This window comes from Streptomyces sp. NBC_01335, from assembly GCF_035953295.1.
Lineage (GTDB): Bacteria > Actinomycetota > Actinomycetes > Streptomycetales > Streptomycetaceae > Streptomyces.
This window is the reverse complement of sequence record NZ_CP108370.1, coordinates 3,363,061-3,379,089: the sequence shown is the minus strand read 5'-3', so window position 1 is coordinate 3,379,089 and position 16,029 is coordinate 3,363,061. Positions and strand designations below refer to the sequence as shown.

Below are 16,029 nucleotides of genomic sequence, written 5' to 3'. Positions count from 1 at the left end.
CGTGCCCGCCGACTTGCGTTTCTGTCACGCTTCGGTGGGTGGTGGGGGCATCGACCCGCAGGCCTTCACCGCTCCCCGTTCTCGTTCTCCTCCTCGTTCTCCTTCTCCTGCTGCTCCCGCTCCTCCTGTTTCCGCTCCAGCGTCTCTTCGAGGCGGGCGGTGTCCTCCCCGGTCCACCCGGGCGGCCGGGTCACGGCGGCCCACGCGGCGACCGGGAGGGTGCCGAACCGGTGCCCGTACCCCACCGGGACGGAGTCGGACACCGCGAGGTCGCAGGTCACCTGCCAGAAGGTGACGAGCGGGTACCACCGCATCCCCGGGGAGACGTCCGGCGCCTTCGGACCCACGAGCCACTGCGGCCGAGACGTCAGCAGATCGGGGGACCACCACGTCACGGGGTCCGAACCGTTCTGCAGGTACACGATCCGGGGCGCGTCCCAGGCGGCGTCGGCCGGCCGGTCGAAATCGTCCTCGCGGCGGGCGTACCGCACGGTGCGCCCGTCCCGGTAGACCGGCAGCCAGAGCGGGCTGCCCCGGTCGCGGGCCCTGCCGAGCTTCTCCCACATCGGGTTCCGCAGCGTCGGCCCGACCAGCAGGGCGCCGTCGCTGCGGGCGGTCATCCGCGCGAGCTCGCCGTCGAACGCGCCCTCGGTGGCGTAGGAACCGAGGGACTCGCCGGACACCAGCAGCCGGGGGCGCTCGCCCGGGGGCAGCGCCGACCAGTGGTCGTACACCGCGTCGAAGAGCGCGGAACCGGCCACGGCGGCCTCGCTCTCGGTCAGGAAGGAGAGCCAGCTCGGCAGGTACGAGTACTGGAGGGCGACCGCCGCGCTGTCACCGCCGTACATGTACTCCAGCGGCTTCGCGAGGCTCTCGTTGACCCAGCCGCTGCCCGTCGTACCGAACACCACCAGCACCTTCCGGCGGAACGCGCCGGTCCGCTCCAGTTCCCGTACGGCGAGGTCCGCGCGGCCCCGCAGGGTCGCCGAGGACTCCAGCCCGACGTACACCCGGACCGGGTCCGTCGCCGGATCGCCGGTGAACCCGGAGATCTCCGCCCGGGTGGAGGCGTGGCCGACGAAGTCCCGGCCGTTCTTCCCCAGCGAGGACCAGCTCTCCAGCGAGGACGGGCTGCCCGAGAGCGTCGGCAGCAGCGGCCGGGCGATGCCCTTGCTGGTCGACCCGTTCGTCAGCGACGCGCTGCTCTCGACCAGATCCACCAGCCCGCGCAGCAGGAAGCCCTGGACCACCCCCACCACCACGACCACCGCCACCGCGGCCGCCACCATCAGCGCCCACGGCCGGGGCACCAGCCGCTCCAGCGGACGCGCCAGGGTCCGCGTCCCCAGCCGTACCGACCGGGCCAGCGCGACGAGCAGCCCGCAGAGCAGCAGCGCCACGAACGGGACCAGCGCCCACTGCCACCACACCAGCCCCGGCTCCATGTCGACCGCCCGCCGCGCGTCGCCCTGCCAGTGCACGCTCCGTACGGTCACCGCGACGACGGCCGCGACCCCCAGCGGTACGAGCATCAGCCACGCCCACCGGACCGTCGCCCCGCCCGGCCGCGCCCCGCAGCGCCGCGCGAACCACCCCAGGAGCGACCCCACGCCGTAACCGGCCGCCGCCGTGACCCCGGCCGCCAGCGACTGGACCAGCCACGAGCGGGGGATGAGCGAGGGCGTGAACGAGGCGACGTAGAAGAGCACCGCCCCCAGAACCCCCGCCCAGCCGGGCCGCCGACGCATCACGGGGCGCCGGACGAGACGCGCGGCGGGACGGGAGCGGTCCCTCTGTCCGGTCGCTCCGGTCGGTCCGGTCGGTCCGGTCGCTCCGGTCGGCTCGGGTGATCCGGTCGATCCGCCACTGTCGGTCATGGGGGGCCTCCCGGGTCACCTCGGCCGCAGTCACCCGGCCGTTCCAGAGGCACGCTAGGCGGAACGGTACGCCACCGGTCGGCGACACCCTGTGACGGCGGCGATCCGTGGTGGGCGGTGGTGGGCTGCCTCCGTACGAGTTGCCCGGGCAGGGGGCGGCGCCGAGAGTGGACCCACGTAGGGAGGCGAAGGCGGGGACGGAGGCGGCATGGCTGAGGGGCGGCGGTTTCCCCTGAGGCTTCCCTCGAAGCTTCCCCTGAACGGGGCGATCGCGCTGACCGTCGCCATCCTGGTCGCCACCAACCTCGTCAACCACGTCTTCCTGCACGGCTGGGGCCTGGTCGTCTCCCTGGTCGTCACCCCGATCCTGCTCGGCGTGTGGAAGTGGTCCGGCGGCACCTGGCCCGGGGCCGGACTCGGCCGGGGCACCTGGGCGCGCGGCGCCCGCTGGGCCGCCGTACTCGTCGGCCTGGTCGGACTCGTCTACCTGGTCGGCGCCCTGCTCCCCGCCACCCGCGACCTCTTCGAGGACCAGCGCAACAGTGGCCTCTCCGGCGCCGAGGTCGCCTGGCGCATGCTGATCCAGGTCCCCGTCGGCACCGTACTACTGGAGGAGGTCGCGTTCCGCGGGGTGCTGTACGGGCTCCTCGTACGCGCCCGGGGCACGGTCACCGCCACCGTCGTCTCCTCCGTCCTCTTCGGGATGTGGCACATCCTCCCGTCGCTGCACCTGGCCACCGACAAACCCGCGCTCGCCGGCCTCTTCGGCACCTCCTCCGCCGGAACCGTGATCGCGGCGGTCGTCGCCGACCTCGGCGCGGTGCTGTTCACCGCGGCCTCCGGTGTCCTCTTCTGCGAGCTGCGCCGACGCAGCGGCAGCCTCCTCCCCCCGATGGGCCTGCACTGGGCGACCAACGCACTGGGGTATCTGACGGGGTTCCTGCTGCGGTAAGGCGGTTGCGGGCGTTCCCGCACTCGGTTTACGTTCCTCCGGTCTGCTCGTGCCCCGTGTGCGACGTACTCGACGGAGACTCCCTTGCCACTGCGCATCACACCGCTCGCCGAGCCGGACCACGGTCAGCCCTCGGGATCGTCCCCGGGCCCGTCCTCCGGATCGTCCTCGTACCGTCTCGTCTGGCTCGCGGAGGAGGTGCCCGGCGACGCCGGTGGCCCGGCGGTCATCGATCCCCCCGCGTACCCGGTGGGGTCGGCGTACCTGCGGCTCTCCACCGAGCCCGGCCGGGACCACCTCGCGGAACTGGACCTCGCCGTGCACCCGGTCGCCCGCCGCACCGGCATCGGAAGCCGTCTGCTGGACACGGCCCTCGCGGGTGCCCGGGCGGAGGGCCGGCGCACGGTGACGGCCCAGGTGGCCCTGGCGGGCGGGGCCGGCGAGGGGCAGGAGGGCGGGGACGGTGGCGTGGCGGCGGAGTTCCTGACGGCCCGTGGCTTCCGGGTGGTCCTCACCCTGACCTTCGCCCGCCTGGTGACGGCCGACGCCGATCCGGTCGCCCTCGCCGCCCTGGCCGCCGACCCGCACCCGGGCTACCGGCTGACCTCCTGGACCGGAACGGTCCCCGACGAGCTGGCCGAGACGTTCGCCGGGTCGCGGTGGGCGATGGACGACATGCCGATGGACGAGATGGACCACGGCGCCGAGACCTGGGACGTGGACCGGGTACGAGCCGTCGCCCGCGCCGTCGAGCGGCGCGGCGAAATCCTGCACACGGTCGCCGCCGTCAGTGAGGCGGACGGCACGATCGTCGGCTTCACCGAACTGGTCGTCCCCGGCGACGGTACGGGCGAAGGCCTGCACTACGGAACCGGCGTCCTGCCCGCCCACCGGGGGCGCGGCCTGGCCCGCTGGATGAAGGCGGAGTCGATCCGCACCGCTCTGACCACCCACCCCGCCCTCACCGGGCTGGTGACCGACACGGCCGACGCCAACGCCCCGATGCGCGCGGTGAACGACGCGCTGGGCTACGTACCGACGCATCGGTCGGTGTATCTCCAGCGGGAGTTGGGGGACTGAGTGGCCTCCGCCGGCTCCGGCTGAGGGTGCGGTGCGGGGTCGCCACCACGTCGAGGTGCGGGAAGCGCCGGCCGATCTCGGACCCGTGCCCCGTCCACCTTCCGTGGCCGCGTACGCACGTTGCCCCCTCCGTCCCGCCGCCCGAGGATGACTCCATGACGACGCAGCCGAGCATCGAGCTCGTACACGGTGACATCACCGAGCAGCACGCCGACGCCCTCGTGAACGCCGCCAACTCCTCGCTGCTCGGAGGTGGCGGGGTGGACGGGGCCATCCACCGCAAGGGCGGCCCCGCGATCCTCGATGCCTGCCGTGACCTGCGCGCCTCCCGGTACGGCAAGGGGCTGCCCACCGGGCGGGCGGTGGCGACGACCGCCGGGCGGTTGCACGCGGACCACGTGATCCACACCGTGGGCCCGGTCTGGTCGCGGGAGGAGGACCGTTCCGGGCTGCTGGTGTCCTGCTACCGCGAGTCCCTCCGGGTGGCCGCCGGACTGGGCGCGCGCTCCGTGGTGTTCCCGGCGATCTCGACCGGCATCTACGGCTGGCCGATGGACGACGGCGCCCGTCTCGCCCTGCGTACGGTCCGCGAGGAGACCCGGCTCCCGGTCGCCGAGGTGCGCTTCGTCCTCTACGACGAGGACGCGTACGACTGCTTCGAGCGGGCGCTCGCGGAGCTGGAGCGCCCCTCGTCGTAGGGCCCTACGGGGTTCCCGCCGCTCGGCGCCGTAGGACCGCCGCGTCGGCGGCGACGGTCGCGGCGACGGCCAGGCCCATGCCGAGTACGGCGCCGCCCAGACCGAGTCCCAGGGCCGGGCCGGCGAAGCCGAACGCGAAGACCACGAGCGCGCCCGCCGCCACCACCACGGTGTGTTCCACGCCCCCGGTGCCGGTCATCCGGTGCAGCGCGCCGAGCAGGACGAGGACGATCGCCACCGGTACGGCGACGGCCAGAGAGGCGGTCCGCTCGGGCAGGTGCGCGTGGTGCCCGGTGGCGTCCACGGCCGCCTCCAGGCCGGCGCCGACGGCGGCCAGCGAGGCGAAGACGCCGTAATGGGCGTACCCCCAGGTCAGGGCGGAACGCAGGGTGGGCAGGCCGATCTCGCCGCCGGTGAAGTACATCCACCACAGCCCGAAGACCAGCAGCAGCCCGCCGATCGCGATCAGCAGGACGGCGGCGGACAGACCGTGGTCGGAGACGGCCGACTGGACCGCCGCGAGCGAGGCGAGAATGACCTCGCCGAGCACGATGATGGTGAAGAGGCCGTACCGCTCGGCGATGTGCTCCGGATGCCAACTGGTGTTGTTCCCACGGGACTCGGCCCACGCGGGTACGGCGAGTTCGACCAGTACGAGCGCCACGAAGGTGGCCGCCTGCCACGCGTCCGGCACCCAGAGCCGGGCCACCCAGCCGAGTTGCGCCACGGCGATGCCCGTCGCGTACCGCAGGGCGCAGCGGCGGCCCTCCGGGTGCTGCGACGCGGCCCGCAGCCACTGCGCGATCATCGCGACGCGCATGATGACGTACCCGATGACGACGACCGTGAAGTCCCCGTCCTGGAACGCGGCGGGCACCCCGGCGGCGAGTACCAGGACGCCCGCCATCTGCAACAGCGTCACCAGCCGGTACGGCACGTCGTCGGTGTCGTACGCGGAGGCGAACCAGGTGAAGTTCATCCAGGCCCACCAGATGGCGAAGAACACCGCGGCGTATCCGGTCAGCCCCGAGCCCACGTGATCCTCGGCCAGCGCGTGGTGGAGCTGCGCGGCAGCCTGCGAGACCGCGACCACGAACGTCAGGTCGAAGAGCAGTTCCAGGGGAGTCGATGCCCGGTGCTCCTCGTCGGGGTCCCGGGCCCGCATCGTCCGCAGCAGGGGGACTGTGCGCTCCACCATTGCCGTTGCTCCTGTCGTCGGTTGTGTGCGTGTGGGTGTGGCGCAGTGCGATGCCGTGCTCTGCCGTGGTTCATCCTCGCTCGGAGGTGCCGGGATGCGTCGCGCGGACGCGGGCTCCGCCAGGACTGTGCACGGGACGAACGGAACCGCGCGCTCATGGGCAAGCGGGCGGTGGTGGGTGCGGTGTAGGCAGCCGGGCGTCCGGCACGAAGCGGGTGAAGGCCCCGCCGTAGCTGCTCGTAGTGGCCGGATGTTCCTCCGGTGACCAACAGGCCCGTCGGGCTGGGCAATCTCCCAAGAAATTCTTCGTACGCATGCGCGTCGAACGTTGACACGAAACACTGGCCGGGTGATCTCTTCCGATGCCCTCGTGCCCTCTCCGGACATCCGTGCCCACTTCGTCGACCGGCTCAACTCGGTGCTGCGACGACCGGGGATGTGGGGGGACGAGATGATTCTTCGGGTGATGTGTCAGGACCTCCTCTACGTGGAGGGCCGCCCCGGGTTGTGGCATCAGCAGCAGACGGCCTGGGAGGTGTCGGGGGCCTGGTCGGTGAACGGGGCGAAGGGGGCCTTCGCGCGGCACCTGCACGCTGACGGCCCGGCGGACGCGGTGGTCTCGCTCTACGGGGAGTTCGCGCACCGGGCGGGCTGGCTCCGGGCGGTACGGGTGCTGGACGCGGGGGAGTACGCGCGGCTGCGGGCGACGGCGCCGGAGTGGGTGGGGCGGGAGGACCGGGGCTGGTCGGACGTGGCGGCGGAGTTCGGGCCGCCTTCGGTGCGGTTCGGGGGGTCGAACCCCCGGTTCGGGAAGACCCTCGGTTACGTCACCGCGGACCCGGCCGACCCGATGGTCTGCTTCCACCTCTGGAACGGCACCCGGGCGGACTCGTTGTGCGGCTGGAGCGCCGAGCACCCGGAGCCGGTGCTGCTCGCGGTGCGCGTCGGCGGTGCCGGTGTCTTCCGGGACTCGTTCACGTACACCCCGGAGGGCGAGCGCCGGCGCTCCTGCTCCCGCGAGCTCTCGCACCAACTGGACTGATACGGGGGCGGTTCGCGTCAGGCGGTGGGCAGGGGTCCGGCCACCATGGCGCTCGCCAGCAGGGAGAGCTGCGCGCGCTGCGCGTCCGTGAGGTGTGCGGCCAGGGCGTGAACGTGCCGCCCGGCCTCGGCGGTTGCCTCGCGGGCCAGTTGATGCCCCTGCTCGGTCAACGCGACCCGCACGGCGCGGCGGTCGTGCGGGGACGGGGAGCGGCGGACCAGGCCCCGCCGCTCGGCGCGGTCGACCAGGCCGCTCACGGAGGACTTGTCGAGTCCCAGGAGCCGGGCGAGTTCCTGCATGCCCGGTTCGCGGTCGCGGAGCACGCCGAACAGGCGCAACTGCGCGATCGACAGCCCGTGCGCGGCGGCGACCTCACCCAGCGCTGCCTGCACCGCGAAGCTCAGCTGCGCCAGTCCGTCCACCAGTCCGAGGTCATCGGGGGAGGAAGGTGAGGAGGGGGCGGTCGCGTGCGCGACGGGCGCCTCGGGGGCGCTCGGCCGGGGCGGGGTGGTGTGCGGCATGGAGCCCATTGTATTTGACCTAGTACGTGGCACCAACTAATTTGGTTGGTGCCACGTACTAATGGTGGCGAGTGAGCAACCCCGGAAGCAGGCCGAAGGCCGAAGGAGTCACCATGCGCGCCGCAGTCGTCAGGTCGTTCGGCAGTCCGCCCCGGTTCGAGGAGTTCCCGACCCCGGTGCCGGGCGAGGGGCAGGTCCTCGTGGACGTGCTCGCCTCGGGGTTGCACCCCCGGGTGCGCTCGGGTGCCGACGGCAGTCACTACACCGGCGACGGGCGGCTGCCGCTGGTTCCCGGGGTGGACGGGGTGGGGCGGCTGGCCGACGGCCGGCACGTCTACTTCGTCGCCGACGACGACGTGCCCGGCACCCTGGCCGAACGGGCCGTGCTCGATCCCCGCAGGTCCGTGCCCCTCCCGGAGGGTGCCGACCCGGTCACCGTCGCGGCGGCGATGAACCCCGCGATGTCCTCGTGGGTCGCGCTGCGCCGCCGGATCTCCTTCCGGCCGGGCCAGAGCGTGCTGGTCCTCGGCGCGACCGGCAACGCCGGTCAGATGGCCGTCCAGATCGCCCGCCACCTCGGTGCCGAGGCGGTCGTAGCGGCCGGGCGGGACCGGGAGCGGCTGAACCGGCTGACCGGCCTGGGCGCCACCCGGACCGTCTCCCTGGCCGGGGACCCGGCCGAGGCGGCGGACCGGCTGGGCGAGGCGGCGGCCGACGTGGACGTGGTCATCGACTACACCTGGGGCCGCCCCACCGAACTCGCCATCCCCGCGCTGCTCACCCGCCGTGCCGAACGCGGTGCACCGCTCGACTGGATCCAGATCGGCTCCACGGCCGGGCCGGACATCACTCTGCCGTCCTTCGTGCTGCGCGCGGCCAACCTGCGGATCATGGGCAGCGGTCAGGGCTCGCTCACCGCCGCCGGGATCGTCGCCGAACTGCCCTCTCTGGTCGACGAGTTGGTGGCGGGTACGTTCGCCGTCGCCACCCGGGCGGTGCCGCTGTCCGAGGTGGAGTCCGTCTGGACCGAACCCGCCGACCCGGCCCGGCGCGTGGTGTTCACGCCGTAGGCCGTGTGCCGGAAGTGGCGCCGTCCGCCCGGAGGGCGGGTCCGGCGGCGTCCGGTGCGTGCGATCGCACGGCGGAGGGTCGCCCCGATGCTGGATGTATCGGTGCGATCCCGGCAATGCGGCGAGCGTGCCGGGCGTCGCCGGACAGGCGGGACTTCCGACAAACGACCTGGGGCGGGGCGGCCTCTACGGGTGGGCGCCCGCTTCGATCAGCAGGACGCCGCCCGCGATCAGGGCGATGCCCAGGCCCATCAGCCGGGTGAGGGGTTCGCCGAAGAGGCGGCGGGCGAGGACGGCGGTCAGCGCGACCCCGCACGCGGACCAGATGCCGTACGCGACGCCGATCGCCATGCCGTGGGAGAGCGCCAGCGCGAGGCAGCCGAAGGAGACGACGTACGCGAGCAGGACCGGCGCCAGCCACACCTTCTTGCGGAAGCCCTCGGAGGCGCGCAGGGCGAGGGTGCCGCTGACCTCGCAGAGGATCGCGCCCATCAGGAAGAGCCAGCTCACGGGGTGGGCTCCTCGGGTGCGGCGGTACGGGAGGCGGAGGCGGCCGCAGCCTGCTCCCGGGCGGCCGTGGCGCGTTGCGCGCCGATCTCCACGGTCATGACCCCGCCGGCGACCGCCACGACGCCGAGGCCCATCAGCCAGGTCAGCGGGTCCCCGAAGAGGAGCGCGGCCAGGACCGCGGTGACGGCGACGCCGCTCGCACCCCAGATCCCGTACGCGACACCGATCGGCATGCCCTCGCGCAGGACCAGGGCCAGCATCGTGAAAGCGGCGACGTAACCGGCGACCACCAGCACGAACCACGGCCGGGCGTCGAGCGCGGCCCGCAGGGCGAGCGTCGCCGCGACCTCGGAGGCGATCGCGCCGACGAGGAACAGCCACTTCCTGGAGCCGTCGACGGGGCCGTCGTCCGAGCGACCGGCGCTCGTGTCGCGCGTCATGCGTGGGATCCTTCCCCGGAGCCTGCTCGGGTGCACGCGCCGGGCCGTACGCCCCGGAGGACGTACGGCCCGGAATCGTTCCGCGTTACTGGGGTATCGCGTTACGGCGTCACTTCGCGGCGAGCCGCTTCTCGTACCCGACGACCCGCACGCACGCGGTCAGCCCGAGGATGGCCTCCTCCAGCTCCTCCTGCGTCGGGTAGCTGGGCGCGATGCGGATGACGGAGTCGGTCGGGTCGTCGCCGTACGGGTGGGTGGCACCGGCCGGGGTGAGGACGATACCGGCCGCGCCGGCGCGCCGTACGACCTCCTTCGCGCAGCCCTCCTCGACCTCCAGGTTCACGAAGTAGCCGCCCTTGGGCTTGGTCCAGGAGGCGAGGCCCGTACCGCCCAGCTCGGCTTCGAGGATGCGCTGCACAGCCTCGAACTTCGGCTGGAGTACGTGACGCTGACGGTCCATCAGGTCACGTACGCCGTCCGCGTCGCGCAGGTACATCGCGTGCCGCAGCTGGTTGACCTTGTCCGGGCCGATGGAGCGCTTGGAGTTGTTGGCGAGCAGCCACTTCACGTTGGCCGGGGACGAACCGAAGAACGCGACACCCGCGCCCGCCAGGGTGATCTTGGAGGTGGAGCCGAACACGAACACCCGGTCCGCGTTCCCGGCGGCGTCGCACGCGGCGAGCAGGTCGGCGATCTCCACCCGCTCCTCCGTGAGGTGGTGCACCGCGTAGGCGTTGTCCCAGAAGATGCGGAAGTCGGGCGCGGCGGTCTCCATCGCGGCCAGCCGGGCCACCGTCTCGTCGCTGTAGACCACGCCGTCCGGGTTGCTGTACTTCGGGACGCACCAGATGCCCTTGACGGCCGGGTTCTCCGCGACGAGGCGCTCGACCGCGTCCATGTCCGGGCCCGCCTCGGTCATCGGCACGGGGATCATGTCGATGCCGAACCGCTCGCACAGCGCGAAGTGCCGGTCGTACCCGGGGACGGGACAGAGGAACGCGATCCGGCCCTGGTCCACCCAGCGCGACTCGGCGCCCGGCAGCACGCTGAGCATGGCGTGCACCAGGGAGTCGTGCATCAGCTCCAGGCTGGAGTTACCGGCCGCGAGCAGCTGCGCCACCGGCACCTGGAGCTGCTCGGCGAAGATCTCCCGGAGCTCGGTCAGCCCCTGGAGGCCGCCGTAGTTGCGCACGTCGGTGCCGTCGGCGGCGGTGTACCGGCCGCCCGGCAGGCTCAGCAGGTCCTCGGAGAGATCGAGCTGCGTCGGCGCCGGCTTCCCCCGGGTCAGGTCGAGGGAGAGGCCACGGCCGGCCAGCTCCTCGTAGTCCTGCCTGGCGCGGTCGACAAGGTCGCTCAGGTCGCTCGGGGCGCCGGGGGCGCTCAGGGCGTCGGAGCTCAGCTCGGTGGTCACGGTGTGTCCTCTCGCGGGTCCCGCTCGGTGCCGGACGGCACCCTGCCGAGGATACAAACCGGTCAGTGGCGCGCTTCTTTCGGTACGGGGCCGCGCACACCGCTGCCCCGGCGGGTGGCCGGGGCAGCGGGGGAGGGGCGACGAGGCCGCGGTGGGGGTGGTCGGTGACGCCCGCTCCACCGTTGGCCGGAGAGCCGCGCTACTGCTGGTCGGAGAGTCGCGCTACTGCCGGCCGGAGAACTGCGGGTCCTTCGCCTGGTCGTAGATCTCCTTGCCGGACGCGTCGTACGCGTGGACGGTGGCGTCCGGGCCCGCGAAGTACCGGTCGGGCTTGGACGTACCGGTGGAGAACGCCGCCGCGTAGACGAACGCGCCGCCCGCCATGGCCGCCGGGTACTCCTTCGGGTCGTCGTCGTAGCTGATGGTGACCTTGGCGACGTTCGAGGCGTAGTGCCCGGCGCCGAGCGCGGTGTACCGGTACGCGCCGGACTGCTTGCCGGCGCTCTGGCCGAACGAGTCGAAGTACTCGATCAGACGGCCGGTGCCCCACAGGCGGTTGTTGATCAACGTGGGCGGGGAGTCCACGCTGATGCCCTTGTCGCCGTCCGACTGGCACTGCACGTACTGGTCGGCGGAGTCGACCGCGACGACCACGCCGTCCGTGTCCTCGGTGGCGAGGGGGGTGCGGACCGCGAGCACAGCGTCGTACTGCGATGCGTCCGACCCCAGGCAGGAGGCGAGGATCTTCGCCACGGTCCCGGCGTCGATCGGGGTCGTGGTGGCACTGGTGACGGTGGCCTTCCCCGTGGCCGACGATCCGGCCGAGGCGGTCACGCCCGACGTGACGCCGCCCGACGAGGTGCCGCCCGACGAGGCGCCGGGTGTCGTGCTGGTACGCGGCGACGCGGCGGCGCCCGTCGGGTTTCCGGCGCTCGACCCGGGGGACGCGAGCGTCGGCTCGGCTTCCCCCGTACCGCCGAAGACGACCACGGCCGTGACGCTCATCGTCGCGACGCCCGCGGCGACGGCCAGCGGCACCCCCCACCTGCGTCGCAGCGAAGCACGGTTGTCCTCAGGATCGATCTTCATCAGGAGTTCCTCTCGGGTCCGCCAGTGGTTCGGCAGATCACGTTCGGAAGGAGCCGCAGGAATGCCTGGCATGTCGCTCACCGCACGAACTCCTTCGCGTTGACGGGAATCTTGGAACGGGACGACGCCGGGACCGTGGCTCCGTCGAGGAGGGCGACCCCCAGCCTGCGCCGGGCGCGGTGCAGCCGGGACTTCACGGTCCCGACAGCCACCCCCAGCGCCGTCGCGGCCGCCTGCTGATCCAGACCCGACCACACGCAGAGCTCGACGACCTCGCGTTCGTGGCGGGGCAGCCGGGCCAGCGCCCGGTGGATCTCCGACATGCGACGTTCGTCGTCGACCAGGACGGCGATACGTTCCGCGTGGTCGCCCACCGGCTCGTCGTGCGAGACGAGCCGGTGCAGCAACGCCTCGGCCCGCCTCAGCCGCCGCCTGGTGTTCGACAGCAGACGGTCGGCGATGCCCAGCAGCCACGGCAGGGCCGAGTCGCGGTCGAGCACCGTCTCCGTACGCCGGCGCCAGGCGTGCAGGAACACGGTCGAGGTGAGGTCCTCGGCCTCGGACCAGTCGGCCGTACGCCGGAACACGTAGTTGTAGACGGTCTTCGCGTGCCGGTCGAAGATCCGGCCGAAGGCCTCCCGGTCGCCGCCGACGGCCCTTGCCCAGAGCTCCCGGTCGGACGGGCCTCCGGGCGGTAAGGCCGTGCCACCGGCCGGCAGGGATGCCCCTCCGGCCGGTATGGCGGGGCCGGCGTCGTTCAGTTCCATGCCCTGTACGTGTCCGGCACCCGGCCGGAGGTTCCCGATGAGTCGCTTTCGCTTCGCTGAGTCGATTTCGCGTCGACGGGTGGGACCGGCCCTGTCGGTGAGGGCAGTGGCGGGCGTCAGGCGACGCCGCCGTTGGCGTAGAGCACCTGGCCGTTGATCCAGCGGCCCGGACCGGCCAGGAACGCGACGGCCTCGGTGATGTCCTCGGGGGTGCCGAGGCGCTCCATCGGGGAGAGGCCCGCGATGGCGTCCACCACCTGCTGCGGCTTGCCGTCCAGGAACAGAGGGGTGGCGGTCGGGCCGGGCGCGACCGCGTTCACCGTCACGTCACGGCCGCGCAGCTCGCGGGCGAGGACCAGCGTCATCGCCTCGACGGCACCCTTGGTGGCCGCGTAGGCGGCGTACGTGGGCTGCTGGAGCCGGGTCACGGAGGTCGAGAAGTTGATCAGCGCACCGCCGGGCCGGAGCGTACGGGCGGCCAGCTGGGACACCACGAACGTGCCGCGCACATTGGTGCGGTGCATACGGTCGAAGGCGTCGAGGTCGAACTCGGCGACCGGCGCGAGGAGCATGGTCCCGGCCGTGTTCACCACCACGTCCACGCCTCCGTACGCCTGCTCGGCCGCCGCGAAGAGCGCGGCCATCGCGTGCTCGTCCGCCACGTCACCGCTGACCGCCGTGGCCTGCCCGCCCAGCTTCTCCACGGCCGCCAGGACCTCCTCGGCCCGCGCCTTGTCCCGGCCGTAGTGCACGACCACGGCCATCCCGTCGGCGGCCAGCCGCTCGGCGACGGCCCGGCCGATGCCGCCGGAGGCGCCGGTGACGATGGCCACGCGGGTGGTGGTGCCGGGGGTGCCGACGCTGTTGCCGTCGGTCCGGGGCTGGGTGGTGTCGGTCATGGGGATCAGCCTCCCGCTCGCCTGCTCATTTATGGACTGTCTGTCCATTAAAAATGTAGACTGATCGTCCATATACTGCAAGCAGGGCTGGTGCACCGCTGACGCGGCGCGCCGGACCCCCTGATGCGTGACGGTGAGCGGGAAGGAGCGTGGAGAGTGGCCGAGGAGCCGAAGGATTCCGTCAGGCGCGGCCGAGGCCGCCGCCCCGCGGTGGAGGTGCGCGAAGCGGTACTGGAGGCGGCCGGTGCGATGCTCTTCGAGTCGGGGCTGACCGGGATCACCTTCGAGAAGGTGGCCGCCCGCGCGGGCGCCAGCAAGATGACCCTCTACAAGTGGTGGCCCTCCCCGGGCGCCCTGGCCTTCGAGGCGTACTTCGGCGCGGTCGAGAGCACCCTCGCGTTCGCGGACACCGGGGACGTCGAGCGCGACCTCACCGCCCAGCTCCACGCCTTCGTCGGCCTGCTCACCGACCCGCGTACGGGTCACGTGATCGCCCAACTCGTGGGCGCCGCACAGTCCGACACCGCCCTGGCCGCCGCCCTCGCGGAGCACTACACCCACCCGCGCCGACTCCTCGCCGTCGAACGGCTCACCCGTGCGCAGGCCCTCGGCCAGATCCACGCCGACGTCGACCCGCAGGTCGTCGTGGACCAGCTGTGGGGCGCTTGCTACCACCGGCTGCTGTTGCCCGACGCGGCGCTCGACGCGGCGTTCGCGGACGCCTTGGTGCGTAACCTCCTGCGCGGCATCAGGAGTTGAGGCGAGGGGCTGATCCGGTCGCCCCGCATCGTGAAGACGGATGCCGTGCGCCCTGTCAGGGGGTGACCGTTGGTCCTGTGGAGAGGTCGATGGTGAACGCCACCCGATCGAGTCCGGGGCCGTCGTAGTCCGGCTTCACGGCTGAGGCCGTAAAACCGAGCCGCGTGTGAAATGCCCGGGACGCGATGTTCTCCGGGCTGGTGACGCAGTGCACGTGGCGGCGTCCATGGGACCGGGCGAGCGCGAAGAAGGCCCGGTAGAGGGTGCTCCCGATCCCGTGGCCGTGCAGTGCCGGGTCGACGCCGGCGAAGTGCACGTAGGCGGTGCCGGGCGCTGTCGGCGACATGAAGCCGACCAGGAAGGCCGCTACCTCTCCGCCGTGGTGTTCGACCAGGAAACTGGTGGTGGCGAAATGCTGGAAGTACAACCGGGGCAGCAGCAGCGCCCGTTCCGTCGACCCTGCCTCCCCTTTGAGGCCATCCCACCAGGTGTCCAGTACGGCGAGCACGCGGAGATGGTCTTCCTCGGCGAGGTGCCGGGCCGTCAGGCCGGCGGGAAGATCGTCGATCATCCGATCAGTCTGGCATTCCGCCCGACGCCCCGAAGGGGCTTGTCGGAAGTGGACGGCGACGGGCCCGGTCAGGTGAGAACCAACCAGCGCCGCCCGTCGGTGAGTTCACGGGCCGCGTCGAGATGCCCGGCGTGGCAGGCGGTCTCCGCGATGAGGGGCGCCCTGTGCCCCCCTCGTGCGTGAGGGGTGGTCTCCCGCTCCCGGGTGAGGAGGGCGATCGGCGCATCGATCTGCATCGATCTGCCGGCGTCGTGCGGTGCCACGCCGCGCCAGGGCGGTTGAGGGGCGAGCGGCTTCACGCGCCGGAGGACGAACGTGTTCGTGACGAACTTGTTCGCTACGAACATGTTCGTTACTCTCGTCGTATGACACCAGCCACCCCACCCCCCACTCCCCGCAGCCGCCGTGAGCGGCCCGCCAAGCCCGCGCTCGGTCATGCGGGCATCGTCGAGGCCGCCGTGCGGATCATGCGGGCCGAGGGGCTTCAGCGTGTGACCATGCGGCGGCTGGCGACGGAGCTGGACACCGGGCCGGCCTCGCTCTACGTCTACTTCGGGAACACGGCCGAGCTGCACGCCGCGATCCTGGAGGAGTACCTCGGCGCGGTCGACCTGAGCCCCGCGAAGGCCCCGGCCGAGGCCCAGGAGGACTGGCGGGAGCGGCTCGTCCAGGTGCTCGGGTCGTACACGGGGGTGCTCTTCGAGCACCCGAGCCTCGCGCGTTCCGCGCTCGTGGCGCGGCCCACCGGGGCGAACTACCTGGCGCTGGTGGAGGCGGTCCTCGCCCTGCTGGACGAGGGCGGGGTGCCCCCGGGGCAGGCCGCCTGGAGTGTGGACGTACTGCTCCAGCTGGCGACCGCCGCCGCTGCCGAGCAGGGCACCCGCTCGGAGACCGACCCCGCCGAGGAGGAGCACGACGCGCTGGTGGGCGCGCTGCGCGCCGCGTCCGCCGACACGTATCCGCGTATCGCCGCGCTCGGCGACGACCTGTTCTCCGGTAGCCCGCAGCAGCGCCTCGGGTGGATGTTCCGGGTGGTCGTCAACGGCGCGCTGGCCACCCCGCGCGACCTGACCTGATCCCGGCGCCAGCGCCGGTACGAATCCCGGCGCCCTTGCCGGTACGAAGTACGTCGAGAAGGAGCCACG

18 protein-coding genes are annotated in these 16,029 nt (G+C 72.5%); 7 read left to right on the top strand and 11 right to left on the bottom strand.

Annotation, left to right across the window (positions count from 1 at the left end):
- Positions 1 to 65 precede the first annotated feature (65 nt).
- The gene (locus OG599_RS14535; protein ID WP_327176397.1) at positions 66 to 1,877 is read right to left on the bottom strand and encodes an alpha/beta hydrolase; all 1,812 of its coding nucleotides are present in this window, start codon (positions 1,875 to 1,877) and stop codon (positions 66 to 68) included.
- A 208-nt stretch (positions 1,878 to 2,085) separates the two neighbouring features.
- Here OG599_RS14535 and OG599_RS14530 point away from each other — a divergent pair, with 208 nt between their 5' ends.
- The 3 genes from OG599_RS14530 (at position 2,086) to OG599_RS14520 (ending at position 4,607) form a co-directional block, all read left to right on the top strand.
- A complete protein-coding gene (locus OG599_RS14530) occupies positions 2,086 to 2,829 on the top strand; it encodes a CPBP family intramembrane glutamic endopeptidase (RefSeq protein ID WP_327176396.1) in 744 nt (247 codons plus the stop codon).
- 84 nt (positions 2,830 to 2,913) lie between these two features.
- Positions 2,914 to 3,909: a GNAT family N-acetyltransferase gene (locus tag OG599_RS14525; RefSeq protein WP_327176395.1), complete on the top strand. Its 996-nt coding sequence runs from the start codon at positions 2,914 to 2,916 to the stop codon at positions 3,907 to 3,909.
- 155 nt (positions 3,910 to 4,064) lie between these two features.
- A complete protein-coding gene (locus OG599_RS14520) occupies positions 4,065 to 4,607 on the top strand; it encodes an O-acetyl-ADP-ribose deacetylase (protein ID WP_327176394.1) in 543 nt (180 codons plus the stop codon).
- 4 nt (positions 4,608 to 4,611) lie between these two features.
- Here the strand turns inward: OG599_RS14520 and OG599_RS14515 are convergent, their stop codons facing one another.
- Positions 4,612 to 5,805, bottom strand: a complete 1,194-nt coding sequence (locus tag OG599_RS14515; RefSeq protein WP_327176393.1) for a low temperature requirement protein A — start codon at positions 5,803 to 5,805, stop codon at positions 4,612 to 4,614.
- Between the two features lie 349 nt (positions 5,806 to 6,154).
- On the opposite strand from OG599_RS14515, the gene OG599_RS14510 reads away from it, so the two are divergent.
- Positions 6,155 to 6,847 carry a hypothetical protein gene (locus tag OG599_RS14510; RefSeq protein WP_327176392.1) on the top strand — a complete coding sequence of 231 codons (693 nt, stop codon included), beginning with the start codon at positions 6,155 to 6,157 and terminating at the stop codon, positions 6,845 to 6,847.
- Between the two features lie 17 nt (positions 6,848 to 6,864).
- Here OG599_RS14510 and OG599_RS14505 read toward each other — a convergent pair whose 3' ends face one another.
- Positions 6,865 to 7,368 (bottom strand): MarR family winged helix-turn-helix transcriptional regulator, encoded by a 504-nt coding sequence (locus OG599_RS14505; RefSeq protein ID WP_327176391.1) that lies wholly within the window; start codon positions 7,366 to 7,368, stop codon positions 6,865 to 6,867.
- Positions 7,369 to 7,481: 113 nt separating this feature from the next.
- Here OG599_RS14505 and OG599_RS14500 point away from each other — a divergent pair, with 113 nt between their 5' ends.
- Positions 7,482 to 8,438 (top strand): quinone oxidoreductase family protein, encoded by a 957-nt coding sequence (locus OG599_RS14500; RefSeq protein ID WP_327176390.1) that lies wholly within the window; start codon positions 7,482 to 7,484, stop codon positions 8,436 to 8,438.
- A gap of 186 nt (positions 8,439 to 8,624) precedes the next feature.
- Here the strand turns inward: OG599_RS14500 and OG599_RS14495 are convergent, their stop codons facing one another.
- The 6 genes from OG599_RS14495 to OG599_RS14470 form a co-directional block, all read right to left on the bottom strand.
- The gene (locus OG599_RS14495) at positions 8,625 to 8,948 is read right to left on the bottom strand and encodes a DMT family transporter (RefSeq protein WP_327176389.1); all 324 of its coding nucleotides are present in this window, start codon (positions 8,946 to 8,948) and stop codon (positions 8,625 to 8,627) included.
- Positions 8,945 to 9,388: a DMT family transporter gene (locus tag OG599_RS14490; protein ID WP_327176388.1), complete on the bottom strand. Its 444-nt coding sequence runs from the start codon at positions 9,386 to 9,388 to the stop codon at positions 8,945 to 8,947. Before OG599_RS14490 ends, OG599_RS14495 begins: the two co-directional genes overlap by 4 nt.
- Positions 9,389 to 9,497: 109 nt before the next feature.
- Entirely contained in the window at positions 9,498 to 10,799 is a 1,302-nt protein-coding gene (locus OG599_RS14485; protein ID WP_442809430.1) for an aminotransferase class I/II-fold pyridoxal phosphate-dependent enzyme, read from the bottom strand.
- 222 nt (positions 10,800 to 11,021) lie between these two features.
- Positions 11,022 to 11,888, bottom strand: coding sequence for a hypothetical protein (locus OG599_RS14480; RefSeq protein ID WP_327176387.1), 867 nt, complete (start codon positions 11,886 to 11,888; stop codon positions 11,022 to 11,024).
- 77 nt (positions 11,889 to 11,965) lie between these two features.
- Positions 11,966 to 12,655: an RNA polymerase sigma factor gene (locus OG599_RS14475; protein ID WP_327176386.1), complete on the bottom strand. Its 690-nt coding sequence runs from the start codon at positions 12,653 to 12,655 to the stop codon at positions 11,966 to 11,968.
- A 116-nt stretch (positions 12,656 to 12,771) separates the two neighbouring features.
- Complete coding sequence (locus tag OG599_RS14470) at positions 12,772 to 13,554, bottom strand: SDR family oxidoreductase (protein WP_327176385.1); 783 nt, start codon at positions 13,552 to 13,554, stop codon at positions 12,772 to 12,774.
- Between the two features lie 156 nt (positions 13,555 to 13,710).
- Here OG599_RS14470 and OG599_RS14465 point away from each other — a divergent pair, with 156 nt between their 5' ends.
- Complete coding sequence (locus OG599_RS14465) at positions 13,711 to 14,313, top strand: TetR/AcrR family transcriptional regulator (RefSeq protein ID WP_327176384.1); 603 nt, start codon at positions 13,711 to 13,713, stop codon at positions 14,311 to 14,313.
- Positions 14,314 to 14,368: 55 nt separating this feature from the next.
- On the opposite strand, the gene OG599_RS14460 is transcribed toward OG599_RS14465, so the two are convergent.
- Entirely contained in the window at positions 14,369 to 14,884 is a 516-nt protein-coding gene (locus tag OG599_RS14460; RefSeq protein WP_327176383.1) for a GNAT family N-acetyltransferase, read from the bottom strand.
- A 68-nt stretch (positions 14,885 to 14,952) separates the two neighbouring features.
- Complete coding sequence (locus OG599_RS14455) at positions 14,953 to 15,231, bottom strand: hypothetical protein (protein WP_327180294.1); 279 nt, start codon at positions 15,229 to 15,231, stop codon at positions 14,953 to 14,955.
- 18 nt (positions 15,232 to 15,249) lie between these two features.
- Here OG599_RS14455 and OG599_RS14450 point away from each other — a divergent pair, with 18 nt between their 5' ends.
- Positions 15,250 to 15,960, top strand: a complete 711-nt coding sequence (locus OG599_RS14450; protein ID WP_327176382.1) for a TetR/AcrR family transcriptional regulator — start codon at positions 15,250 to 15,252, stop codon at positions 15,958 to 15,960.
- Positions 15,961 to 16,029: the final 69 nt, after the last annotated feature.